Source organism: Hoyosella sp. YIM 151337, assembly GCF_026041215.1.
Lineage (GTDB): Bacteria > Actinomycetota > Actinomycetes > Mycobacteriales > Mycobacteriaceae > Hoyosella.
The window spans coordinates 25,543-44,785 of record NZ_JAPEIQ010000019.1 but is presented as its reverse complement, the minus strand read 5'-3'; the positions used below and the strand labels follow the sequence as shown (position 1 = coordinate 44,785).

At 62.2% G+C, this 19,243-nt stretch carries 17 protein-coding genes; 7 read left to right on the top strand and 10 right to left on the bottom strand.

What is annotated here, in order from left to right; all coding sequences use genetic code 11:
- Positions 1–10: 10 nt before the first annotated feature.
- The 3 genes from ONR57_RS09275 to ONR57_RS09265 are packed head-to-tail and all read right to left on the bottom strand — an operon-like array spanning position 11 to position 1,451.
- Positions 11–493: a DUF5130 domain-containing protein gene (locus ONR57_RS09275; RefSeq protein WP_265122960.1), complete on the bottom strand. Its 483-nt coding sequence runs from the start codon at positions 491–493 to the stop codon at positions 11–13.
- Entirely contained in the window at positions 480–725 is a 246-nt protein-coding gene (locus ONR57_RS09270; protein WP_374116427.1) for a hypothetical protein, read from the bottom strand. Before ONR57_RS09270 ends, ONR57_RS09275 begins: the two co-directional genes overlap by 14 nt.
- Before the next feature lie 60 nt (positions 726–785).
- Entirely contained in the window at positions 786–1,451 is a 666-nt protein-coding gene (locus ONR57_RS09265) for an HNH endonuclease (protein ID WP_265122958.1), read from the bottom strand.
- Between the two features lie 175 nt (positions 1,452–1,626).
- On the opposite strand from ONR57_RS09265, the gene ONR57_RS09260 reads away from it, so the two are divergent.
- The 3 genes from ONR57_RS09260 to ONR57_RS09250 all read left to right on the top strand — a co-directional run bounded on the left by ONR57_RS09260 (position 1,627) and on the right by ONR57_RS09250 (position 4,078).
- Positions 1,627–2,580, top strand: a complete 954-nt coding sequence (locus ONR57_RS09260; RefSeq protein WP_265122956.1) for an iron-siderophore ABC transporter substrate-binding protein — start codon at positions 1,627–1,629, stop codon at positions 2,578–2,580.
- 80 nt (positions 2,581–2,660) lie between these two features.
- Complete coding sequence (locus ONR57_RS09255; protein WP_265122954.1) at positions 2,661–3,620, top strand: mechanosensitive ion channel family protein; 960 nt, start codon at positions 2,661–2,663, stop codon at positions 3,618–3,620.
- 56 nt (positions 3,621–3,676) lie between these two features.
- Entirely contained in the window at positions 3,677–4,078 is a 402-nt protein-coding gene (locus ONR57_RS09250; protein ID WP_265122952.1) for a globin, read from the top strand.
- Between the two features lie 5 nt (positions 4,079–4,083).
- Here the strand turns inward: ONR57_RS09250 and ONR57_RS09245 are convergent, their stop codons facing one another.
- The 7 genes from ONR57_RS09245 to ONR57_RS09215 form a co-directional block, all read right to left on the bottom strand.
- A complete protein-coding gene (locus ONR57_RS09245) occupies positions 4,084–4,692 on the bottom strand; it encodes a hypothetical protein (RefSeq protein ID WP_265123033.1) in 609 nt (202 codons plus the stop codon).
- Positions 4,693–4,739: 47 nt separating this feature from the next.
- Entirely contained in the window at positions 4,740–5,219 is a 480-nt protein-coding gene (locus ONR57_RS09240) for an acyl-CoA thioesterase (RefSeq protein ID WP_374116428.1), read from the bottom strand.
- A 23-nt stretch (positions 5,220–5,242) separates the two neighbouring features.
- Positions 5,243–10,294 carry an NAD-glutamate dehydrogenase gene (locus tag ONR57_RS09235; protein WP_265122950.1) on the bottom strand — a complete coding sequence of 1,684 codons (5,052 nt, stop codon included), beginning with the start codon at positions 10,292–10,294 and terminating at the stop codon, positions 5,243–5,245.
- A gap of 96 nt (positions 10,295–10,390) precedes the next feature.
- Complete coding sequence (locus tag ONR57_RS09230) at positions 10,391–10,804, bottom strand: thioesterase family protein (protein WP_265122949.1); 414 nt, start codon at positions 10,802–10,804, stop codon at positions 10,391–10,393.
- A gap of 4 nt (positions 10,805–10,808) precedes the next feature.
- Positions 10,809–12,485 (bottom strand): energy-dependent translational throttle protein EttA, encoded by a 1,677-nt coding sequence (gene ettA / locus ONR57_RS09225; RefSeq protein WP_265122948.1) that lies wholly within the window; start codon positions 12,483–12,485, stop codon positions 10,809–10,811.
- 183 nt (positions 12,486–12,668) lie between these two features.
- Positions 12,669–13,214 (bottom strand): single-stranded DNA-binding protein, encoded by a 546-nt coding sequence (locus ONR57_RS09220; protein ID WP_265122947.1) that lies wholly within the window; start codon positions 13,212–13,214, stop codon positions 12,669–12,671.
- Positions 13,215–13,394: 180 nt separating this feature from the next.
- On the bottom strand, positions 13,395–15,464 hold the full coding sequence (locus ONR57_RS09215; protein ID WP_374116426.1) for a cytochrome c oxidase assembly protein: 2,070 nt from the start codon (positions 15,462–15,464) through the stop codon (positions 13,395–13,397).
- 173 nt (positions 15,465–15,637) lie between these two features.
- Between ONR57_RS09215 and ONR57_RS09210 the strand changes: the two genes are divergently transcribed.
- From ONR57_RS09210 to ONR57_RS09195, 4 genes are read left to right on the top strand one after another with little or no spacing between them, the layout of a single operon-like run.
- Complete coding sequence (locus ONR57_RS09210) at positions 15,638–16,267, top strand: SipW-dependent-type signal peptide-containing protein (RefSeq protein ID WP_265122946.1); 630 nt, start codon at positions 15,638–15,640, stop codon at positions 16,265–16,267.
- The gene (locus tag ONR57_RS09205; protein ID WP_265122944.1) at positions 16,267–16,896 is read left to right on the top strand and encodes a hypothetical protein; all 630 of its coding nucleotides are present in this window, start codon (positions 16,267–16,269) and stop codon (positions 16,894–16,896) included. Before ONR57_RS09210 ends, ONR57_RS09205 begins: the two co-directional genes overlap by 1 nt.
- An 8-nt stretch (positions 16,897–16,904) precedes the next feature.
- On the top strand, positions 16,905–17,483 hold the full coding sequence (locus ONR57_RS09200) for a signal peptidase I (protein WP_265122943.1): 579 nt from the start codon (positions 16,905–16,907) through the stop codon (positions 17,481–17,483).
- Positions 17,480–19,195, top strand: a complete 1,716-nt coding sequence (locus ONR57_RS09195; RefSeq protein WP_265122941.1) for a hypothetical protein — start codon at positions 17,480–17,482, stop codon at positions 19,193–19,195. The genes ONR57_RS09200 and ONR57_RS09195 overlap by 4 nt, the downstream gene beginning before the upstream one ends.
- The last annotated feature ends 48 nt before the right edge of the window (positions 19,196–19,243 follow it).

Sequence of the window (19,243 nt, the reverse complement as noted above, 5' to 3'; positions counted from 1 at the left end):
GTGACTTCGGTCAGCTACTGACCGGGCGAGCTGCCGCGGCCATGACTTTGACCGCCGCGACGAGACCGTCGATGAGCTTGCCTTCGCGGAAAGCTGGAAGTGCTGCGGTCACCCCGAGTTGGCACACCCGGTCACCAACCTTGCCAACGACCGCCGCGCCCGAAACGATTTCAATCTTGCGTTCGCCGGGCGCCACCGCGATGAGTGCGGTGTGATCCGGATCGTCGAGGCTGTCAAGGAGTTCGAACGCGCGATCGTTCGAGCGCTCCCCCAGTTCACCGAGGTAAATGGTGAACTTTACGCCGGTGGCGCGGGTTCCGAAGGTCAACGCGTCATCGAGCCGGATCAGGTCGTCCTTGTCGAAGGGGAACCTTTCGACGGGCTCATCGAGGAATCGCACAGCCGAAATCCGACCGCTGGCCGTTTGCACGGAACCAACGGGCAGGTTCTCGATGACCGGCGCGGTCGGGACCAGAATCTCACCACGTTGCACTTGCGGATCCTCCAATCGGCTGCGTTGACTCGTCACGGTGGCCGTGACCGCCATGACCCCCATGGCCATGCTCGTCAACCGCGCTCCACCAGACCGGGCCGTAAGGCCACGGATCACCGAGCGTGTACGGCTCAGGCCGGATCGGTTTCTTCAGCATTGGTGGCACTGCCAGCAGGATGTATATCACTGCCGGTATGACAACGAACAAAAGGACGGTCTCCATGATGCTCACACATAAGACGTTAATCGAAGCGCATCACGAATGTGTCGCCGGGCCGGCAGAAAGTCGCAATTACGCGCTCTCGAGCGCAGGAACGTAGTCACCCCACACCGGATCGAACGTATCGATCTTGGATATCAGATACCAATGCCTGCCTGCTGGCGGCCGCAGAATCGTCCGGAGCGTCCACCCGAGTTCACTGAGCAACCGGTCTGCCTTTTTGTGATTGCAGCGTGCACAGCAGGCCACGCAGTTCTCCCAGACATGTTCGCCGCCCCGGCTGCGAGGTACGACGTGATCGATCGTGTCGGCCTTCGCGCCGCAGTACCCGCAACGATGACGATCCCGCTGCATGAGCGCGGAACGCGTTAACGGCACACGAGCGACGTAAGGCACATGCACATAGGTCGTGAGCCGGATGACCGATGGCACGTACACCTGTCGGCCCGCCGAATGCACGACCGTGCCCGCAGGGTCGGAGTGCAGCATCTCGGCGCGATTCCGCAACATCAGGACGATGGCACGCCGGACCGCGACTGTGGTGAGTGGCTCATAACTGGCATTGAGGAGCAAGACGCGGCGTGCAGCCAGCCCTTTGCGTGGGGTGACGGAAGAACTGGGTGACGCGTGTGCCGCCGCGGACTGGTCACCGTGAATGGCCCGCGGCACCCAATCGCTCTGGCTGCCGCCGGGCACGAGTTGTCGGTGGTGCGTCTTGTTCGAGCTCCTTTTCGCCATGCGAGCCTCCAATGCTCCACGATATTGCACCAAGTGAACACTGTCCGGCCCCGTCTGCGCAGCAGATTTCTTGCATAACACCTGGGAAGAGTGTGTGAATTCTTGGTGACGCCGCAGGTCAGCCGCAAGCTGACCCGCAAGCCGGGAACCAATAAGGGTAGGCTACCCTGCTTCTATGGACAGACTGAATGGCAGCAAGCGCGATCCGCGCTGCGTCAAACTGGCGCTCTCGGTGGCAGCCGGACTTGTGGTGACGCTCGCAGCGGCCAGCTGCGCGACCGAGACCGGCGGCCCGGAAGAGACCGGCCAGAGTGCTCAGCCGGAACACGTTGTGGAGCATGCGCGCGGAGTTACCGAGGTGCCCACTGCCCCCGAGCGGGTCGTTGTCCTTGAGCCGGTGCAACTCGACACGGCAGTGGCTCTCGGCGTCATCCCGGTCGGGTCGACAACGTTCGCGGGCGCGACGGGTGCTCCCGCCTATCTTGGCGCAGACGCAGCCGCGATCGAGTCGGTCGGACCGGTCGCCGAACCGAATATCGAGGAGATCGCCGCGCTTCAGCCCGATCTCATCCTTGGCACCGAAACCCGCCACGGCGACCTGTACGACCAGCTTTCCGCGATCGCTGCGACAGCGTTCATGGCATCCCAATCAGATCCGTGGCAGCAAAGCGTGCAGTTCGTCTCGACCGCACTGAACAAACCGGAGGAGGCACAGCGTCTGCTCGCCGCGTATCAGGAGCGCTGCGAGGAGATCGCCGACACCTACGGCACTGTCGGCAAGACCGCGCAACTCATCCGCCCGCGCGACGGGATACTCACACTGTACGGTCCGTCATCATTCGCAGGAAGCACGCTTGAGTGCGCGGGCTTCACCACACCCCCGCGCGCGTGGAACGGAGAAATCTCAGTCGACATCTCCACTGAACTCGTTGGCGAGGCGCAGGCGGACCTCGTCGTCGTCACGAGTGCCGATCCCGGCAATCCTGCGACCATGCCGGACGCTGTCGCGAACAGTCGCGACTTATTTCCCCGGCTGCAACTGGTCGACCAATCGTACTGGATTGCAGGTGTAGGCCCGCTTGGCGGAATGGCCGTTCTCGACGATATCGAGGCCATACTGCAGCAGTGACTTCGCCCCGTTGCCAGCGAGTGCCTCGTGACTGAAGTCGCTGTTCGGCGCTTGGCTTATCCCCTGCGGCCGTACGTACGATGGGCGGCGTGCTGACAGACTTACAAGAAGCAATCGAATGGACCGAGACGAGTCGTGAGTGGCTCATCGCTAAGCCACTCGAGGCGGCTTCCTACATCGTCGTCGCACTCATCCTGCGATGGGTCGCACACAAACTGATTGATCGGGCAACCCGGCGCACCGGAAAAACGCTGATCCCGGCCGCTGTTCGCAAGAACACCGACAACAACACTGACGACGAACGCCGTCAGGCGCGCAGCAGTCAGCGTCGCGAAACCATCGCGTCGGTGTTCAAGTCGGTCGTCACGCTCATACTGGTGACATGGGTGATCCTGACGATCCTCACGATCATCGGCATTAACGTAGCCCCCTTCATTGCCTCGGCAGGGGTCGTGGGTATCGCTCTGGGCTGGGGCGCGCAAAGCCTGGTGCGCGACTTTTTGTCAGGGGTCTTCATGCTGCTCGAAGATCAGTACGGTGTCGGCGACGTAGTCGACTTCGGCGAGGCGGTCGGAACTGTCGAACACGTCGGGCTTCGGGTAACGACACTGCGCGCGCTGAACGGAACCGTGTGGTACGTCCGCAATGGGGAGGTTTTGCGCGTCGGCAACCACAGTCAGGGTTACGCGGTCGCAGTCGTCGACGTCGCGCTCGCCCGGCCTGTCAACGTCACCCGCGCGACCCGCATTACGGAACGATCGGTTTCTGAAGCAGCACAGGACGAAGCTATGCGAAACAGCGTGCTTGAGGCTCCGACGATGCTCGGTGTCGACTCCACGACGGCGTACACGGTGACGATTCGGGCAACCGTCAAGGTGCGTGCGGGCTCCCAGTGGGCAGTGCAGCGTTACCTCACCCAGCGAATCCTTGCCGACCTCGCTGAAGCCGATATCGTGACGCACGACGCCGGAAGCACCACCGAAAGCGATCCAGCGGGCTTGCCCGCAGCGCAGTCCGCACCGACTGAGACGAACAAGTGATGCGTGTGGCCAGCCGGGTACCGATTGAGCCACACAGACAGGCATGATGGACAGTGATGGCCAACGAGCAACAGTTTCAGACGTTTTTTGATGCGGTGGGCGGCGCCGAAACCTTCCACCGGATTGTGGCGCGCTTTTACGAGGAGGTGGCGAAAGATGAGATCTTGCGCCCTCTCTATCCAGAAGAGGATTTAGGGCCTGCGGAGCGGCGGCTCCGCATGTTCCTGGAACAATACTGGGGCGGGCCGCGCACGTATTCGGAAGAGCGTGGACATCCGCGGCTGCGCATGCGTCACGTGCCGTTTCAGGTTGGCCCGCTGCAGCGCGACGCATGGCTGCGGTGTATGCGAATCGCGATCGCGTCGATTGACGCGGACACGCTAGATGATCAGCGCCGCAAGGAGCTTCTCGACTACATGGAGATGGCGGCGAACTCACTGGTGAATTCGCCGTTCTGAGCTGGTTACCGCACGAAAAGCGGCATCTTTGTGCGGTTGAGCACGACGGACCCGAACCGCGCGTCGATTCTGACCCAGCCGCCGCGCATTCGCACTCGGACCATCTCCGCATCAGCCTGTTTCGGTATGAAACCCATACCGGTCAGCGCGAACACTGCCCGCATCGGAACCGTGACGGTGCCCGCGTCACCGCTGACCGTCATGACTTCCTGGTCGAGCAATGAACCCGGCATGCCTTGGGGTGTGCTGTGCTCGCGCGCGACCTCAGCGCCGCGGTTCGCAAGGTCGGCCAAGGCGGCGGCCGGGATGTCGTCTACGTGGCTGTAGCCCGTTTCGGGTGGTAACGCGCCCCGCCACGCGGAATCGAGACTGTACCCAGTGTCGATTAGTCCGGTGCGGGTGTTCCGCAGGCCCTGGAGAAGATGGTCGGCGGCAGCGATCACCTCGTTGGGCGTCACTTGAGCTTCGACTGTCCGCGTTGCAAGAACGTCGAGCCCAGTGTTGACCCAAACGGTCAGTTGTGTGTCACTGCGGTTGCGCAGACGCACCACCGCAGCGTCATCGAGGCGCAGTGCCCGGGTGAGGAATACTCCGAGGTCAGCGCGTGACGACATTCCGCGTAACGCGAGGTGGCGCTCGCCACCTGTGTCGGACAGCCCGCTCACGTGACTGGAGCGTCGCCGGCGTGGAGGAACTGCGCGAGGAACGAACGTTCCTCGCCGGTGAGCCGTCGCAACCGTTGACTGTCGATATCGAAGGCGGCTAACTGGACAGACGCGGTTACTGCAGGCGCAGCACTTGGTGCGGAGCCATTCGCACGAACTTCGTATCCGATCGTCCAGTCCGCGCTGCGAAGACGCTGAACCCACATGTCGATTTGCAGTGGCCCGTCGGCATGGCGGAGCTGTCCCCGGTATTTCACATTCATCTCCACCACGACCGCTCCGGCCCCGAGGGCAGCGGTGGGCCGCTCGGGACTGAGGAGCCAAGGAATGCGCGCCTCTTCTAAGAGGGTCACCATCCGTGCGTGGTTGATGTGGTGGAAGACGTCCATATCCGACCAGCGCACCGGCACCGACACCCGATACGTCCGGTCACCGTTGGGCGACGCGGGGGTGCCGCTCGCTGAACGTGGCGCGATGTGCTGCCGCTCCCCCGCCTGTGTCACCTGTTAGCCTCCGACCTCACGCTGCGTGAATACACCATGCTCCGCACTTGACGTGCCGCAACGGAGAGAGTCGCGAGATCAAGAGTGCCGGAGCTTGCGATCTGTGAGAGGGCTGTCCGCGCACGCTCGAGCCGTGACGAGTTCGACAGTTCCCACTCCGCGATCTTCTCCTCAGCACTCTCCCCTGGCTCGGCGTACTCGAGCACGTCAAGGCAAAGCGCCCTCGTGGAACCATACAGGTCGTCGCGCAGCGCCAGGCGCGCGAGGGCGTGCCAGCGGTCCCCGCGCTCAAGTCGCGAGACCGCGCCTTGCAGCATGTCTATGCCTAGGTGTGCTGTCAGTGTGAAGTACAGCTCTGCCACTTCAACGGCGTCACGTTCGGTGAGGTCTGCGACCTCCGCAATATCGAGCAGACAGTATTCGTGCGGCAACCCGTACACCCGGGTAGCGATGTCTTCAGGCGCGCCGATGGCTACCGCGTCGGCGGTGCGTGATTTGAGGTACTTCAGGTCGTTGCCGTGCAGCCAGCTCGGTACTTGCGGGCCCAGCGCCTGAACGGTCGCGGCGAAACGATTGATTTCTGCACCGACTGCGAGCGGCTGTGGGCGGTTCGCGAGCAGCCACCGTGACGCCCGGTCCAGCAGCCGCCGCGTTCCCAGCATCATCGTGTCCGAGGCTTCGGTCGGCATCTCCGTGGTGCGAATCTTCGTCCACAGTTCAGTCAGCCCGAAGATCGTGTTCGTCGCAGCGAACGCACGGATGGCGTCGGTGGTTGTTGCTCCCGCGTCTTCCGACAGCCGGAATGTGTAGGTGATACCTCCGTTGTCGATCGCCTGGTTGGCGATCATCGTGGTCACGATCTGCCGTTTCAGCGGGTGATGCTTGATCGTGTCGGCGTAGCGCTCCTGGAGGGGCTTCGGGAAGTACTCCGGCAGCCTGGAGGCGAACACGTCGTGATCAGGAAGATCACTCGCCAGCAGGTCAGACTTTATTGCGAGCTTGACGTGCGCGAGCAGTGTCGCGAGTTCTGGCGAGGCCAGTCCTTCGCCGCGTTTTTCGCGCAACCCGATTTCTTCCTCATCCGGCAGGGCTTCAATCTCACGATCCATCCCGCGGTTCGCAGCTAGGTCCGCGATCTGCCTTGTGTGCACCGGCAACAGTGATGCCGCGTTGGCACGGCTGGTGCCCATCAGTTCGTTTTGCATTCGGTTGTCGTCGAGGACGAGTTCAGCCACTTCTTCGGTCATGGAGGCGAGCAGTTCGTTGCGTGACGCGGGCGTCAGGTCGCCGGAGCTGACGAGTGACTCGAGGAGAATCTTTATGTTCACCTCGTGGTCAGAGCAGTCCACTCCTGCGGAATTATCGAGGGCGTCAGAGTTGACCTTGCCGCCGCGCCGCGCGAACTCGATCCGGCCTTTCTGGGTGAGACCAAGGTTGCCGCCTTCACCGACGACTTTCACCCTAAGCTCATCACCATTGACGCGAACCGCATCGTTCGCTTTGTCTCCGCACTCGGCATGCGTCTCAGTCACGGACTTCACGTACGTGCCGATGCCACCGTTCCAGAGCAGGTCCACCGGCGCCAGCAGTATCGACTTGATCAGTTCCGGTGGTGACATTTCATCAATCCCGGACGGCAGCCCCAGGACCTCACGCATTTGCGGGCTAATTGGGATGGCCTTCACCGTCCGTGGCCACACTCCACCGCCTTCACTGATAAGCGAGGTGTCGTAATCCGCCCACGACGAGCGCGGCAGTTCGAACATCCGCTCACGTTCGCGAAATGAACTCGCTGCGTCCGGTGTCGGGTCGATGAAAACGTGCCGGTGATCGAACGCAGCGACGAGCCGGATATGTTCGCTGAGCAGCATGCCGTTACCGAAAACGTCGCCGCTCATGTCACCCACGCCGACGACCGTGAAATCTTGCGTCTGCGTATCGACGCCCTCTTCGCGGAAGTGCCGCTTGACGCTCTCCCATGCGCCTCTGGCAGTGATACCCATCGCTTTGTGGTCGTACCCTGCGGACCCGCCGGACGCAAACGCGTCACCAAGCCAGAAGTTGTACAGGCCAGCTACCTCGTTAGCAATATCGGAGAACGTTGCAGTGCCTTTGTCCGCTGCCACAACCAAGTAGGTGTCATCGCCGTCCTGCCGCACCACGTCGGCGGGAGGTATGACCGCTTCTGTGGTCTGGTCGAGGTTGTCGGTCAGGTCAAGCAACCCAGAGATGAAGAGCCGGTAGCAATTAACGCCTTCCGCACGAAGCGCATCCCGGTCTGCTGCAGGGTCGCCGGTGGGGGTGGGCGGCTTCTTGACAACGAACCCGCCTTTCGCGCCGACAGGCACGATAACGGCGTTCTTGACGGCCTGCGCTTTTGCCAGACCCAAAATCTCGGTGCGAAAGTCTTCCCGGCGATCCGACCAGCGCAGCCCGCCGCGTGCGACTGCACCGAACCGCAGATGCACACCTTCGATGCGCGGCGAGTACACGAAGATCTCGAATCGCGGTCGGGGCTTGGGGATCTCCGGGACGTCGCGCGGGTCAAACTTAAACGAGAGCACTCCGCGGTAGCGACTCTTCCCCGCAGGTACATCGAGATCAGCGCGTGCACCCACGAAGTAGTTGGTGCGCAGTGTCGCCCGTATGAGCCGCCGGTATGCCCGCAGGATCCGATCGGCGTCGAGACTCACGACCTTGTCGAGGTGCTTGTTGATCTGCGAGACAAGTTCCTCGGCGCGCTGCCGGGAATGGCTGACTGGGTCGAATGTCGCCTCGAACAGATCGACCAGCGCCGCGGTGCTTTCCGAGTGTGCGATGAGCACTTCCTCAATGTGCGCCTGGCTGTACTGAAAACCGAGTTGACGCAGGTACCGGGCGTATGCGCGAAGCATCGTGGCTTCCCGCCAGTCCACGCCGGCACGCATGATCAGTTCGTTGAAACGGTCAGCCTCGGCAAGGCCGTTCCACAACGCGTTGAAGGCGTCAGCAAACCTGCGCTCGAGATCGTTCGCCCGTCCGCCCTCCTCGAGGAAACGGGGAACCGACGGGAGTTCCGCGTCCAAGTCGGCCACTTCGGGCGTTTTCAGTGTTTCCTGGTCCACGACCATACTGAAGTCGTAGATCCAGCATTCTGCACCATCTGTTCGAGTCAGGCGGTAGGGACGTTCGTCGAGGACCTCCACACCCATCGACTGCATTACGGGCAGCACATGACTCAGCGAGACGCTCTCACCACGCAGGTAGAGACTGAGCTGCCAGCATCCCGGTGCGGCACCCTCTTTTCGGTACAGCGCGGTGTCGATTTCTCCCTCGTCGAGACGGTCGATCCGTTTGAGGTCCGAAATGGCGCGTACCGGTTCGAAGTCTGCCTTGTATGACTGGGGGAAGGTTCCGGCGTACCGGTTTGCGCGTCCTGCATGCGCTGTTGGTTCGCTGCGGGCGACTTCGTCGGCAAGCAGGTCTTCCCAGCTGCGGGTCGCCTCGCTGAGGGTTCGCTGTAACCGCTGTCGTGCTTGCTCTGACACATCTGGCGCGTTGTCCTCAGTCCAGCCACCCGAGATGCGGATGATGAAATGCACCTGCGCCACGACGGATTCGGTCACCTTAGCCGTGTAATCAATCGTGTTGCCGCCGAATTCGCCCAGTAGGATTGACTGCATCTCTAGTCGAACACCGGTGCGGTATCGGTCTCGCGGCATGTACACCATCGCCGAGACGAATTTGCCGTTCGGGTCCGCGCGCAGAAACAGTCTCAGCTCGCGAGTCACTCCTATTGCGATGACTTCGCTCACGGTGCGGTATAGGGTTTGCACGTCCGCGGTGAAGAGTTCGGTTCGCGGGTACGACTGGATGACTTCGAGCATGGACTGACCGGAGAACGAATCTGGTGAGTGCCCTGCCATGCGCAGAACCTCTTGTGCTCGGCCCGCTAGCACGGGAACTTCGAGCACGTTCTCGTGCAGGCCAGCGACCGTGAAGATTCCAAGGAATCGGTGTTCGCCGACTAGTTTGCGGTCCTCACCAAAGATGCGGACACAAACGAAGAACGGGTACACGACGCGCAACGACATGGCGGGCGCCTGTCCCTGTGCGAACACGAGCAGGCGGCGTGCTTCTGCGGCGTCGCTGTACAGGCGGAAACGCAGATCCGTCATCTCGGGCGAGCGAAGCACTCCCAGTCCGCTTGCTTCCTCGACGCGAAGATCGGGTCCGGAAGGTGTCTCACCGGCCGCCACGTAGCGGCGATAGCCGAGCACCCGGAAGTTGCCGGATGCGAGCCAGCGCAACAGCCCCGCTGATTCGTTTGCTTCGGCGGAGCTCGCGTCACCGATACCGCGCCCCGACTCTAGTTCGGTGGCGATGTCGGCAAGTGTGCTCCGCATCATCGAGGTGTCGGATACAACCTGGCGAACATCTTTGAGCAGTTTGATCACGCGGTCCGTGAGTTGCTGTCGCAACTCTGTTGGTGTCCCCGTGAGTTCGAGGTGCATCCAGGATTCCGCGATCGAGTCGTCAGGTTTATCGAACGTCGTATGTTCGGTGAGAACGTCAACAAGATTGCCGTCACTATCCCGGCGAACGATCAGCACCGGATGCACGATCTGTTCCACACTGATTCCGATACTGCCGAGCAGCGCGGTCACCGACTCGACCAGGTACGGCACGTCGTCGGTGACGATTTGCAGAACAGATGCGTCCGTGGGAGACGCCTCATTGGCACGGAAGTCGTCAGCAGATATTGACACCTCTGGCGTACCGGGTTGTCTCCGGGCTGCTAGTTCACGGTGACGCTTGAGCAGTTCAAACGCACGGCGCTGATATTCGTCGCCGTCAGGGCGTCGCTCAAGCGGCTGGGCCGCGCCGCCAACGTCCGCAGGCACCGCGTCTTGCCGGTAATACGTGCGATAAAGACTGGTTAAGTCCCGCCCTCCGGCGGAGTCCTCTTCGAGGCGCGTCGCGATATCGAGAGCTTCCGTTGCGCGCTCGTTTGGCGACGCCGTCCGCGCAGAGGACCCGGCAGTGGAGTGAACCTGAGAATCCGTCATCGCTATTCCTCCTGGACGCAATACCGACGCTCACGAGGCTATTCGCGATTACCTGCTGGCGGGTGTAGTTGCGGAAGATTGATGGTGGCGTACCCGTTACTCTTCCGTGACTGCATACGCTCGCAATACCTCGCGCTCCTCGTCGCTAAGCACGCGTGACGTATTCGCCGACATCGAAAACGCCACCAGCACAGCGACGACTGAGCCTGCACGGTTACCAGCATTGTCGTACATTGTGTGCCCGATCGTGAACGAGCGCGTCCCGACCTTGAGGACTTCCAGTTCGATCGTCAGCGGACCGGACGTTGTGAACAGTGGCCGGTCGAAGTCCGCCTCGAGGTGGCGGACGACGACGGCACTGTCCCCAGACATTCCTTGCCCGAAGTTCTCCGCGATAAACCGAACGCGAGCTTCTTGCGCGTATTCGATGAACTTCGTGTTGTTTACGTGGCCGAGCATGTCTGAGTCACCCCAGCGCACCTCAACCTGGCATTTGTAGACGTCTGACACGCGCTCAGTCCCGGGTGAGGCGACGATAGGTGACGCGGTGCGGGCGTGCCGCTTCTTGACCGAGGCGCTCGATCTTGTTGGCTTCGTACGCCTCGAAGTTGCCTTCGAACCAGAACCATTTCGCGGGATTGCTGTCGTCCCCTTCCCACGCGAGGATGTGGGTACAGGTCCGGTCCAGGAACCAGCGGTCGTGGGAGATAACGACGGCGCAGCCGGGGAAGTTCTCCAGCGCGTTCTCCAGCGAACTGAGCGTCTCGACGTCGAGGTCGTTTGTCGGTTCGTCGAGAAGGATCAGGTTGCCGCCCTGCTTCAGCGTGAGCGCAAGGTTCAGCCGGTTACGCTCGCCACCGGACAGCACCCCCGCTGGCTTCTGCTGGTCCGGACCCTTGAAACCGAAGGCACTGACATACGCGCGTGACGGCATTTCGGTGTTACCGACCTCGATGTAATCGAGGCCTTCGGACACGATTTCCCACACCGTCTTTTTCGGGTCGATGCCGCCGCGATGCTGGTCGACGTAGCTGAGTTTGACCGTCTCACCAATCTTGACGGTGCCCGAATCTGGTTCCTCAAGGCCCACGATTGTCTTGAACAGCGTGGTCTTACCGACGCCGTTGGGACCGATCACACCGACGATGCCGTTACGAGGAAGCGTGAAGGACAAATCCTTGATGAGCATGCGGTCACCAAAGCCCTTGTCGAGGTGATTAACCTCCACGACAACACTGCCAAGCCGCGGGCCAGCCGGGATCTGAATTTCCTCCATATCGAGCTTTCGCGTCTTCTCAGCCTCAGCAGCCATCTCCTCGTACCGCTGCAGACGCGCCTTGCTCTTGGCCTGGCGGGCTTTCGCCCCTGAGCGGACCCAGGCAAGCTCGTCCTTCAGCCGCTTTTGCAGCTTGGCATCCTTCTTGCCCTGCACCTCGAGGCGCTCGGCCTTCTTCTCCAGGTAAGTGGAGTAGTTGCCTTCGTAGGGATAAGCCTTGCCGCGGTCGAGTTCGAGAATCCACTCCGCCACATGGTCGAGGAAGTAGCGGTCGTGAGTAACCGCGAGAACCGCGCCGGGATACTGCGCAAGATGCTGTTCGAGCCACAGCACACTCTCTGCGTCAAGGTGGTTGGTCGGCTCGTCCAGGAGAAGCAAGTCGGGTTTGCTGAGCAGAAGTTTGCACAGGGCGACACGCCGGCGCTCGCCACCCGACAGGGTCGTGACCGGCTCATCGGGAGGCGGGCAGCGCAGCGCGTCCATCGCTTGTTCCAGCTGAGACTCGAGATCCCAGGCGTCAGCGTGGTCAAGTTCCTCCTGGAGCTTGCCCATTTCCTCCATCAGCTCGTCGGAGTAGTCGGTCGCCATCAGCTCCGCGATTTCGTTGAATCGGTCGAGCTTTACCTTGATGTCGCCCATGCCTTCTTCAACGTTCTGGCGTACTGTTTTCGACTCATTGAGCGGAGGTTCCTGCTGGAGGATGCCCACCGACTTGCCGCCTGCCAGAAAGGCATCGCCGTTGCTGGGCTGATCAAGACCAGCCATGATCTTCAGAACACTGGACTTGCCCGCACCATTCGGCCCGACGACACCAATCTTTGCGCCGGGGAGGAACGCGAGGGTGACGTCGTCGAGGATAACTTTGTCACCGTGCGCCTTCCGCACGCGCTTCATGGTGTAGATGAACTCAGCCACTATTACCTCTCGAAATTGTCCTGCTCCAGAGCGGAACGGCCACTAGCCGTGCTGCCATCACATACTTACTTGAGCAACATTGGACGCCCGGCATCGTCGGACCAGCGCCCCGTCACCCAAAGTACCGTGTTGCAGGTTAGCGCAGTTGGCCGCTCTCACCCACCTTCAACCGTGCATCGCCTCCTACGCTACTGCGACGAGCCCCGAATCCCGGTCCTGGGCGTCATCGCCATCATCCGCGAAAAGCAGGTCATCCGCATCGGCTTCTTCCGCGGCAGCGACCTGGTCGTCACTGAGTGGCGTACTTACGCCGGCGGAATCCATCGAGCTTCCTCCAGCCACCTCCGGGGTTTCGGCTTTCAAGCGCGCGCGCCGGTCGATCTCAGCGATACACCGTGTGACGTCAGGTCCCACTGCCCGCGCACGCAACTCGAGAGACATGCGGGGATTGCCATCGCCATCCGTGTATTCATTTGTATGCAGATCACCGTGAACGATCACCGGATCGCCCTTTGCCAGACTCGCAATCACCCGATGCACGGCCCGATTCCAGCAGCTCACCCGGACGAACAGCGTGTTTCCGTCGCGCCACGTGCCGGTCCCTCTGTCAAACAGTCGTGTCGTGGACGCCACCGTGAAGCGCAGAACTTCGTCACCGTTCTGGCCAACTGTGCGGCGAGTGAGGTTACTCGCCACATTCCCCACGATCGTCGTATAACTCTCGTACATCGTCTTCCCCCTTCGCTTACACGGATCCGCTGGACGCGCTCCACGTTGCGATCAGCGCCGTTATACCTACGATGGCTGGGCTGCGGCGCTACGGCGAGGGACAATCCCGCGAATGTGGATAACTCACTGACCTGTGGAGGAAGAAGGAAAACTGTCGGACCGGGATGCTAGGCAACGGTCCTACCTCCACCGGTCTTCAGCATCCTTGCGAGCGAGCTCAGCGAACATTGCATTGTGCGCGGCAAGTGCGGCGTCGTCGTCTTTATCGGCCACACGGTCATACCGGCGGGCTACTCGCCGATCGCTTCTGGACCATTGCACGAGCAGCGCGAGCATCACCACGATGAGTGGCATCTCACCAGTCCCCCACGCGAGACCGCCCCCGACTCGCTGGTCTTCGAGGAGATCGCGGACCCACGGCAGGTTGAGCTGCTGGTAGAACCAGCCACCCATCACTGTTTCCATATTCATCAAGGCAATGCCGAAGAAGGCGTGAAACGGCAGAGTCGCCCACAGCAGTCCCAGCTTGGCAAGGGGCTGAAGCGGATGCGGCGATGGATCCACACCAATGACGACCCAATAGAAGAGGTAGCCGCTCAGGAGGAAATGCAGATTCATCAAGATGTGCGCCGTGTGGCTCCCGACGTAAGCGTCGAAAATTCCCCCGAAGTACAGCCCGTAGAACCCGGCGACGAACAGCACCGCGGCAATCACCGGCTGTGTCAAAAACTTCGAAACAGGACTGTTCACAGCGGCCAGCAGCCATTCCCGCGGCCCGGGCACTCCGCCGCGCCCAGCGGGTTTGAGCGCACGTAGCGCAAGTGTCACGGGACCGCCGAGGACAAGCAGAATCGGCACCAGCATCGAGAGCAGCATGTGCGACCCCATGTGGACGCTGAACATCGCGTGGGCGTACTTACCGATCCCAGATGAGGTTGCCACCAGCAGCACCACGCAACCGCTAAGCCATGCGACAACGCGGCCAACCGGCCATGCATCGCCCCGCGCGCGGAGGACCCGCACCCCCTTGACGTACAGCACTGCAAGCACGATCGCGGCCGTCCCGAAAATCAGATCGAATCGCCAATCAAGCATCAGTCTGCCGAAGGTGGGAGGGCCCGTGAGTTCATAGCCGAGTTCCACCTCCATCAGGGACGGGACAGAGGCAGGAGCTGGCGGAGGGGTGCGGCCTAGTGCCACCGCAAGACCGAAGGTCGCGGCGAGAACGAAAAACTCGACGATCGCTAATCTGACGAATGGCGTCTTCGCCTGACCATTCCGCTGCAGGGCCGCCACGACCCGGCGCCGCTGCGTCCACCCGAAGATGCCGAGGACGGCGAGAGCAATAAGCTTCGCGAGGACCAGACGACCGTAAGGATCAGCAAAGAGATCGCTGAGCTGGATTCGCACAAACGCGTTGATGACGCCGCTTACGGCGACCGCCACAAAAGCCACGGTGGCTACGAGCGAGTACCGGCGCACCACGAGCGCGAGGTGCTCGCTCCGATACCACGCATGCATCAGCACTGCGAAGAGTCCGCCGATCCATAGTGTTGCACCGATGAGATGCCAAAACAGGCTGTTCGTAGCGACGTCGTGGCTGCCGCCTGACGCGGAATGGCCGGTAAGCACAAGCGGCATGAGTGTCAGCAGCGACAGCGCGAAGACCACCGGTGTCCATGACCAGCGCAGCACCGCACGCGACGCCATGGCCAGCGCAGCGGCGAAAATACCAGTCCAGGCCCAGGCTACGGCTGTATCGACCCGAGGCAGTGCGGGCCACAGATTCTCCGGACGGACCGCTTCGGCGAATCCTGCGCCGGAAACGTCGGACAAGGTGAGCGGGACCATAAGGAAAGCGCACACGGCCCATATGGCGGCCGCGACACTACACACGCGCAACGCCCGGTAGCCACCCGCATCAAGCACACCACTCGGTTGTGGCGGGGCCAAGAACGCGGCCAATAGCGCACACCCCGCTGCGATCACCGCGGCGATGTATCCCGCGGCTTTCACCATCGGCAGTCCGTAGCGCGTCACCACACCCGGGTCTGGGATGCCCAACAACACTAGGGCATCGGTCGCAGACAGACTCACGAGCGAAGCCGCGACGAGCGCCGCGATCAGTGCCCCCATGGCCGCCACGGGGACGACCGTTCCGCGAAATCCTGCTCCTTCGGAGTGACGCTGGACGCCAGCCGTTCCGCTTCCGGCATGCGGGGACGAGGCGGTGGATTCAGCGTTGGCCATGGCTGTCAGGGTACGGCGGCACCCATCACGATCGCGAACCGCGCGTAGACAGAAGGGACCAAAGTCCCTGTAAACGAATTATCAAAGGCCTGTAACAAACAAGATCTGTTCAGTGATACTTCTCATAACACTTAGTGGAGTGTTAAATCACACCGAGTTTGAAAGAGGCTGCCGTGTCGTCACACACGACCTCCCCACGCACCAACCGCAACCGCCGCAAGGCCCGCGCCGTCCTCGCTGGCGGCATCGTGCTCGGAATTGGTGCCGTCGTTACCCTCGCTGCGTGGAACGATTCCGTGTGGGCTGAAGGCGAGTTCGCCACCGAAGCCTGGAATGTGCAGGGCTCGGTTGACGGTGGCAGCACCTGGGACGAATACGCGACCGCTGGCACCGCGGGTCAGCTCCAGTTCACACTCGACAACCTCGCTATGGTTCCCGGCGATACCGTGTACGCGCCGTTCGCGCTGCGTGTCGGGCCTGATCCCTCAACGCTGGACGCGTCAGTCGTGCTCAACAGCGCAATCGTCCAAACCCCCGGCGACTTCTCGAACGACCTCCGCCTGACGGTGTCCGGCGCGAGCCCAACAGCTTGTGCAGACGGAAACGCCGGGACCACGCTGCCAGGCTGGCCGAGCAACTCGCCGCTCACCGCGGCCGGCACCACGCCCATCACCGTTTCAGGCAGCGGCACCCAGTACGATCTCTGCTTCGCCGTGCACCTCCCGCTGAACTCCGGCCCATATACCGGCGGCCAGCAGCTGACTGGTTCGGTTCAGTGGAAGTTCGACGCTGAGTCCGTGTGATGACCGCACGCACTAGCAGGACGAGGGCCCGAAAAGTTCGGGCCCTCGCCGCTGCCGGACTCGTTGTGGGGACGGGCGCTGCGCTCGTCCTCGCCGGCTGGACCGAGTCACTTTTCGTGGCAGCTGGGTTTGGCACTGCACCGTTCAGCGTGGAAGGCGACATCGGGTCGGGATGGCAGCGTTACCCGGATGCCGGCAACGCGGCGGAACTCCCGTTTCCCGTCGCGGTGCAGTCCATGCGTCCTGGCGACGCGGCATATGCCCCGATTTCGGTGCGAGTCGGAGCGGATTCGCTCGCAGCCAGCGTGACACTCGAAGGTGCGTCCGGCTCGGGCCAGTTCTACAGCGCGCTGCGCTACCGCGTCATCGAGTCCGCAACCTGCGGAGCGCCTTCATTCACATCGGGGACCTTCATTGTTGGTTCTCCCAGCAGTGCGCAGCCGCTCAACGCCTCGTCCGCACAGAACATAATTTCGCTCCCCGCAGGCGCCGCTGGAAACCCCGGAGCGCACAAGACTTTTTGTTTTGAACTCAGCCTGCCGAACACCGCCGCGAACTGGACCACGCCGGGGATTCCTGGTGCGCAGTTAACCGTGAACTGGAAGTTCGCGGCCCAATCCACAACGTAGAAGGACCCATGACTACACCGGCTCCATACACGCAGCGCAGACGACCATTGCGTTCCGCTGGCGCTTTTCTCAGCGGTCTCGTGATGAACGTCCTCGCGCTGCTCGGTGTGGTCTGCATCATCGCCGTCATCTGTGCATTCGCATTCAACATCACGCTGATCATGTTCCGCACCGGATCCATGCACCCGACTATCCCAGCGGGGTCACTCGCCGTCGTGCAAGAAGTGCCCGCCGAGACGGTGGAAGTTGGAGACATCGTCACAATCGACCGCGAACCGGGACTCCTGCCGGTGACGCACCGCGTCATCGCCGTAACACCTGGCCCCGGCGGATCGACCTTCATCGAGATGCAGGGAGACGCGAACCCCAACCCTGATCCAGCTCCCTACCAGGTACGCACCGTCCGTACCGTCCTGTGGCACGTGCCTGAGCTGGCGAAGGCCGTCGTCAAGCTCTCCGATCCGCGCGTGATGGCTGGCATCACCCTTGGCGCCGCGCTGCTCGTTGGCTGGGCATTCTGGCCGCGCCGGGAAGATGACGACGAACAATCCGCGCCCGCTAACGTTAACTCCGGAACTGCCCCATGAAACTCAGTCGCCGCAAGAGGATCACCGCGGCTAGCGTCGGCCTGCTGGCCTTCGTTGCTGCAGCCCTGCATCCCGGTATGGGGTTAACGCACGCCACCGAGGCAGCGTTCAACGACGCTGTGTGGACCCGGGCGTCGGTGGGCGCCGGCGAGTGGCCCACCTCCGGGTACGGCCGTTCCTCCGCGGGCACCGGTGTGGTCACCGATAATCTTCTGATCATCGGGACTCAGCAACCGATACCTGGCGCATCCGCGCAGCGTAATGAAACGGCACCTGGTAAGACGACACACGCGCCATCGCTGGGCAGTGCGACGATCCTCTTCTTCCAGGTCAGCTCCCGCAACGCCAGCGCCTGCGGCGCTTACCTGACCGGAGCGTCGAACCCTGCCGATGACTGCAACCCGGCACCCACCCCACACGATGCCGACGCATCAACCAGTTTCAGCAACCTCACCGGACGAGTGAATCTCGCTGGACTTGTGGGGCTGTACACCGTCATCCAAACTTCGGGGACTATTACCGGCGCCGCCCGGTGTGACAACGGCAGCCCCACTGCTGTCGCGCCCGCCGGCAACAATCTGTCCGTCGGAAGCCTCAATATTCCGATTCCCACGTCTAACGGGACGACGAGCTACCTCCAGACGGAAACACTTCTTCGGCCGCGGATCGCCGCAGACATAACGCGGACTGTTCAAACGTCATCGAATGGTGCGCGGTCCTACCTCCATATTCGGCTCGATGTGCGATTCGCACTGTTAGTTAACGGCGTCATCGACATCACACTCGTCGACGCTGAATGCAACCTCGGTGGGCCATCACCGTTCGCCGCGATGAGCGCTCTCTCACAACCAGTTCTCGCGAACGCCGGGCGCTTCGCCCACGGCGAAGAGATCAGCGGAAGCACAACAGACACAGATACGACGACAGACGGCGAGGAACCGGGGACCAGCGAGTCACATGAATCGCCTGACGCGAGCCCGGCAGCGGGATTTGGCGACAGTCTCGACGACTCCAGCGCGGCGAGCACCGGTGACACCGCCCCCAGCGAACCGCAACCTGCGCCTGCACCCATCCCAGTCGGCCCCTCCCTCGTCGCGGTGGGCGATACCTTCATATTGCGGTCCCTGGACGGCAACGAACTCGGTACAGCAAGGGTTGAAGGCGTCACGTACCCCGGCGAATGCGCCATCGTCGCAGCAGGTACCCCGGTGGCGATACGGCTCAGTGTGACGACGTCTGCTGACACCAGTGCCGACCGCCTCTCCGGGATCACGCCAGCCAGTTTCGGTGTGCTCAGCGGGGACGGCACCCTTGCACGATTCACTTCGTCACCCGGCTCGTGCACCGGAACCGCACCGGCCGTACCCGCGGCGATGGAGCCATCCCGTTCCTACAGCGGCTGGATTGTCCTGGACGTCCGTGACACGTCCGCTCCGCTCGTGTTCCAGCCAAAGGGCACGCCGGGATGGACGTTTGCATTGCCGCACGCCCCAGCAACCCCCGTCACGCCACTCCCCACGGAAACCACAGCCGGCCCCGAGCCGACTGCTGAACCGGTCGCCACCCCCATAGAACCGGCGATCCCATCGACTGTGCCTCCCTCCGCGGCCGTCACACTAGAGCCAACGGTCGCGGAAACGACGACGGAGGCAACAACTCCGACGGCAACACCAGAAGTGCAGGTAAGCAACGAAGCTAGCTCCCCCGAGTAACACCACGGGCGTCCGCACCCGCACCGCTGCCTCCGCTACACTCTCAGG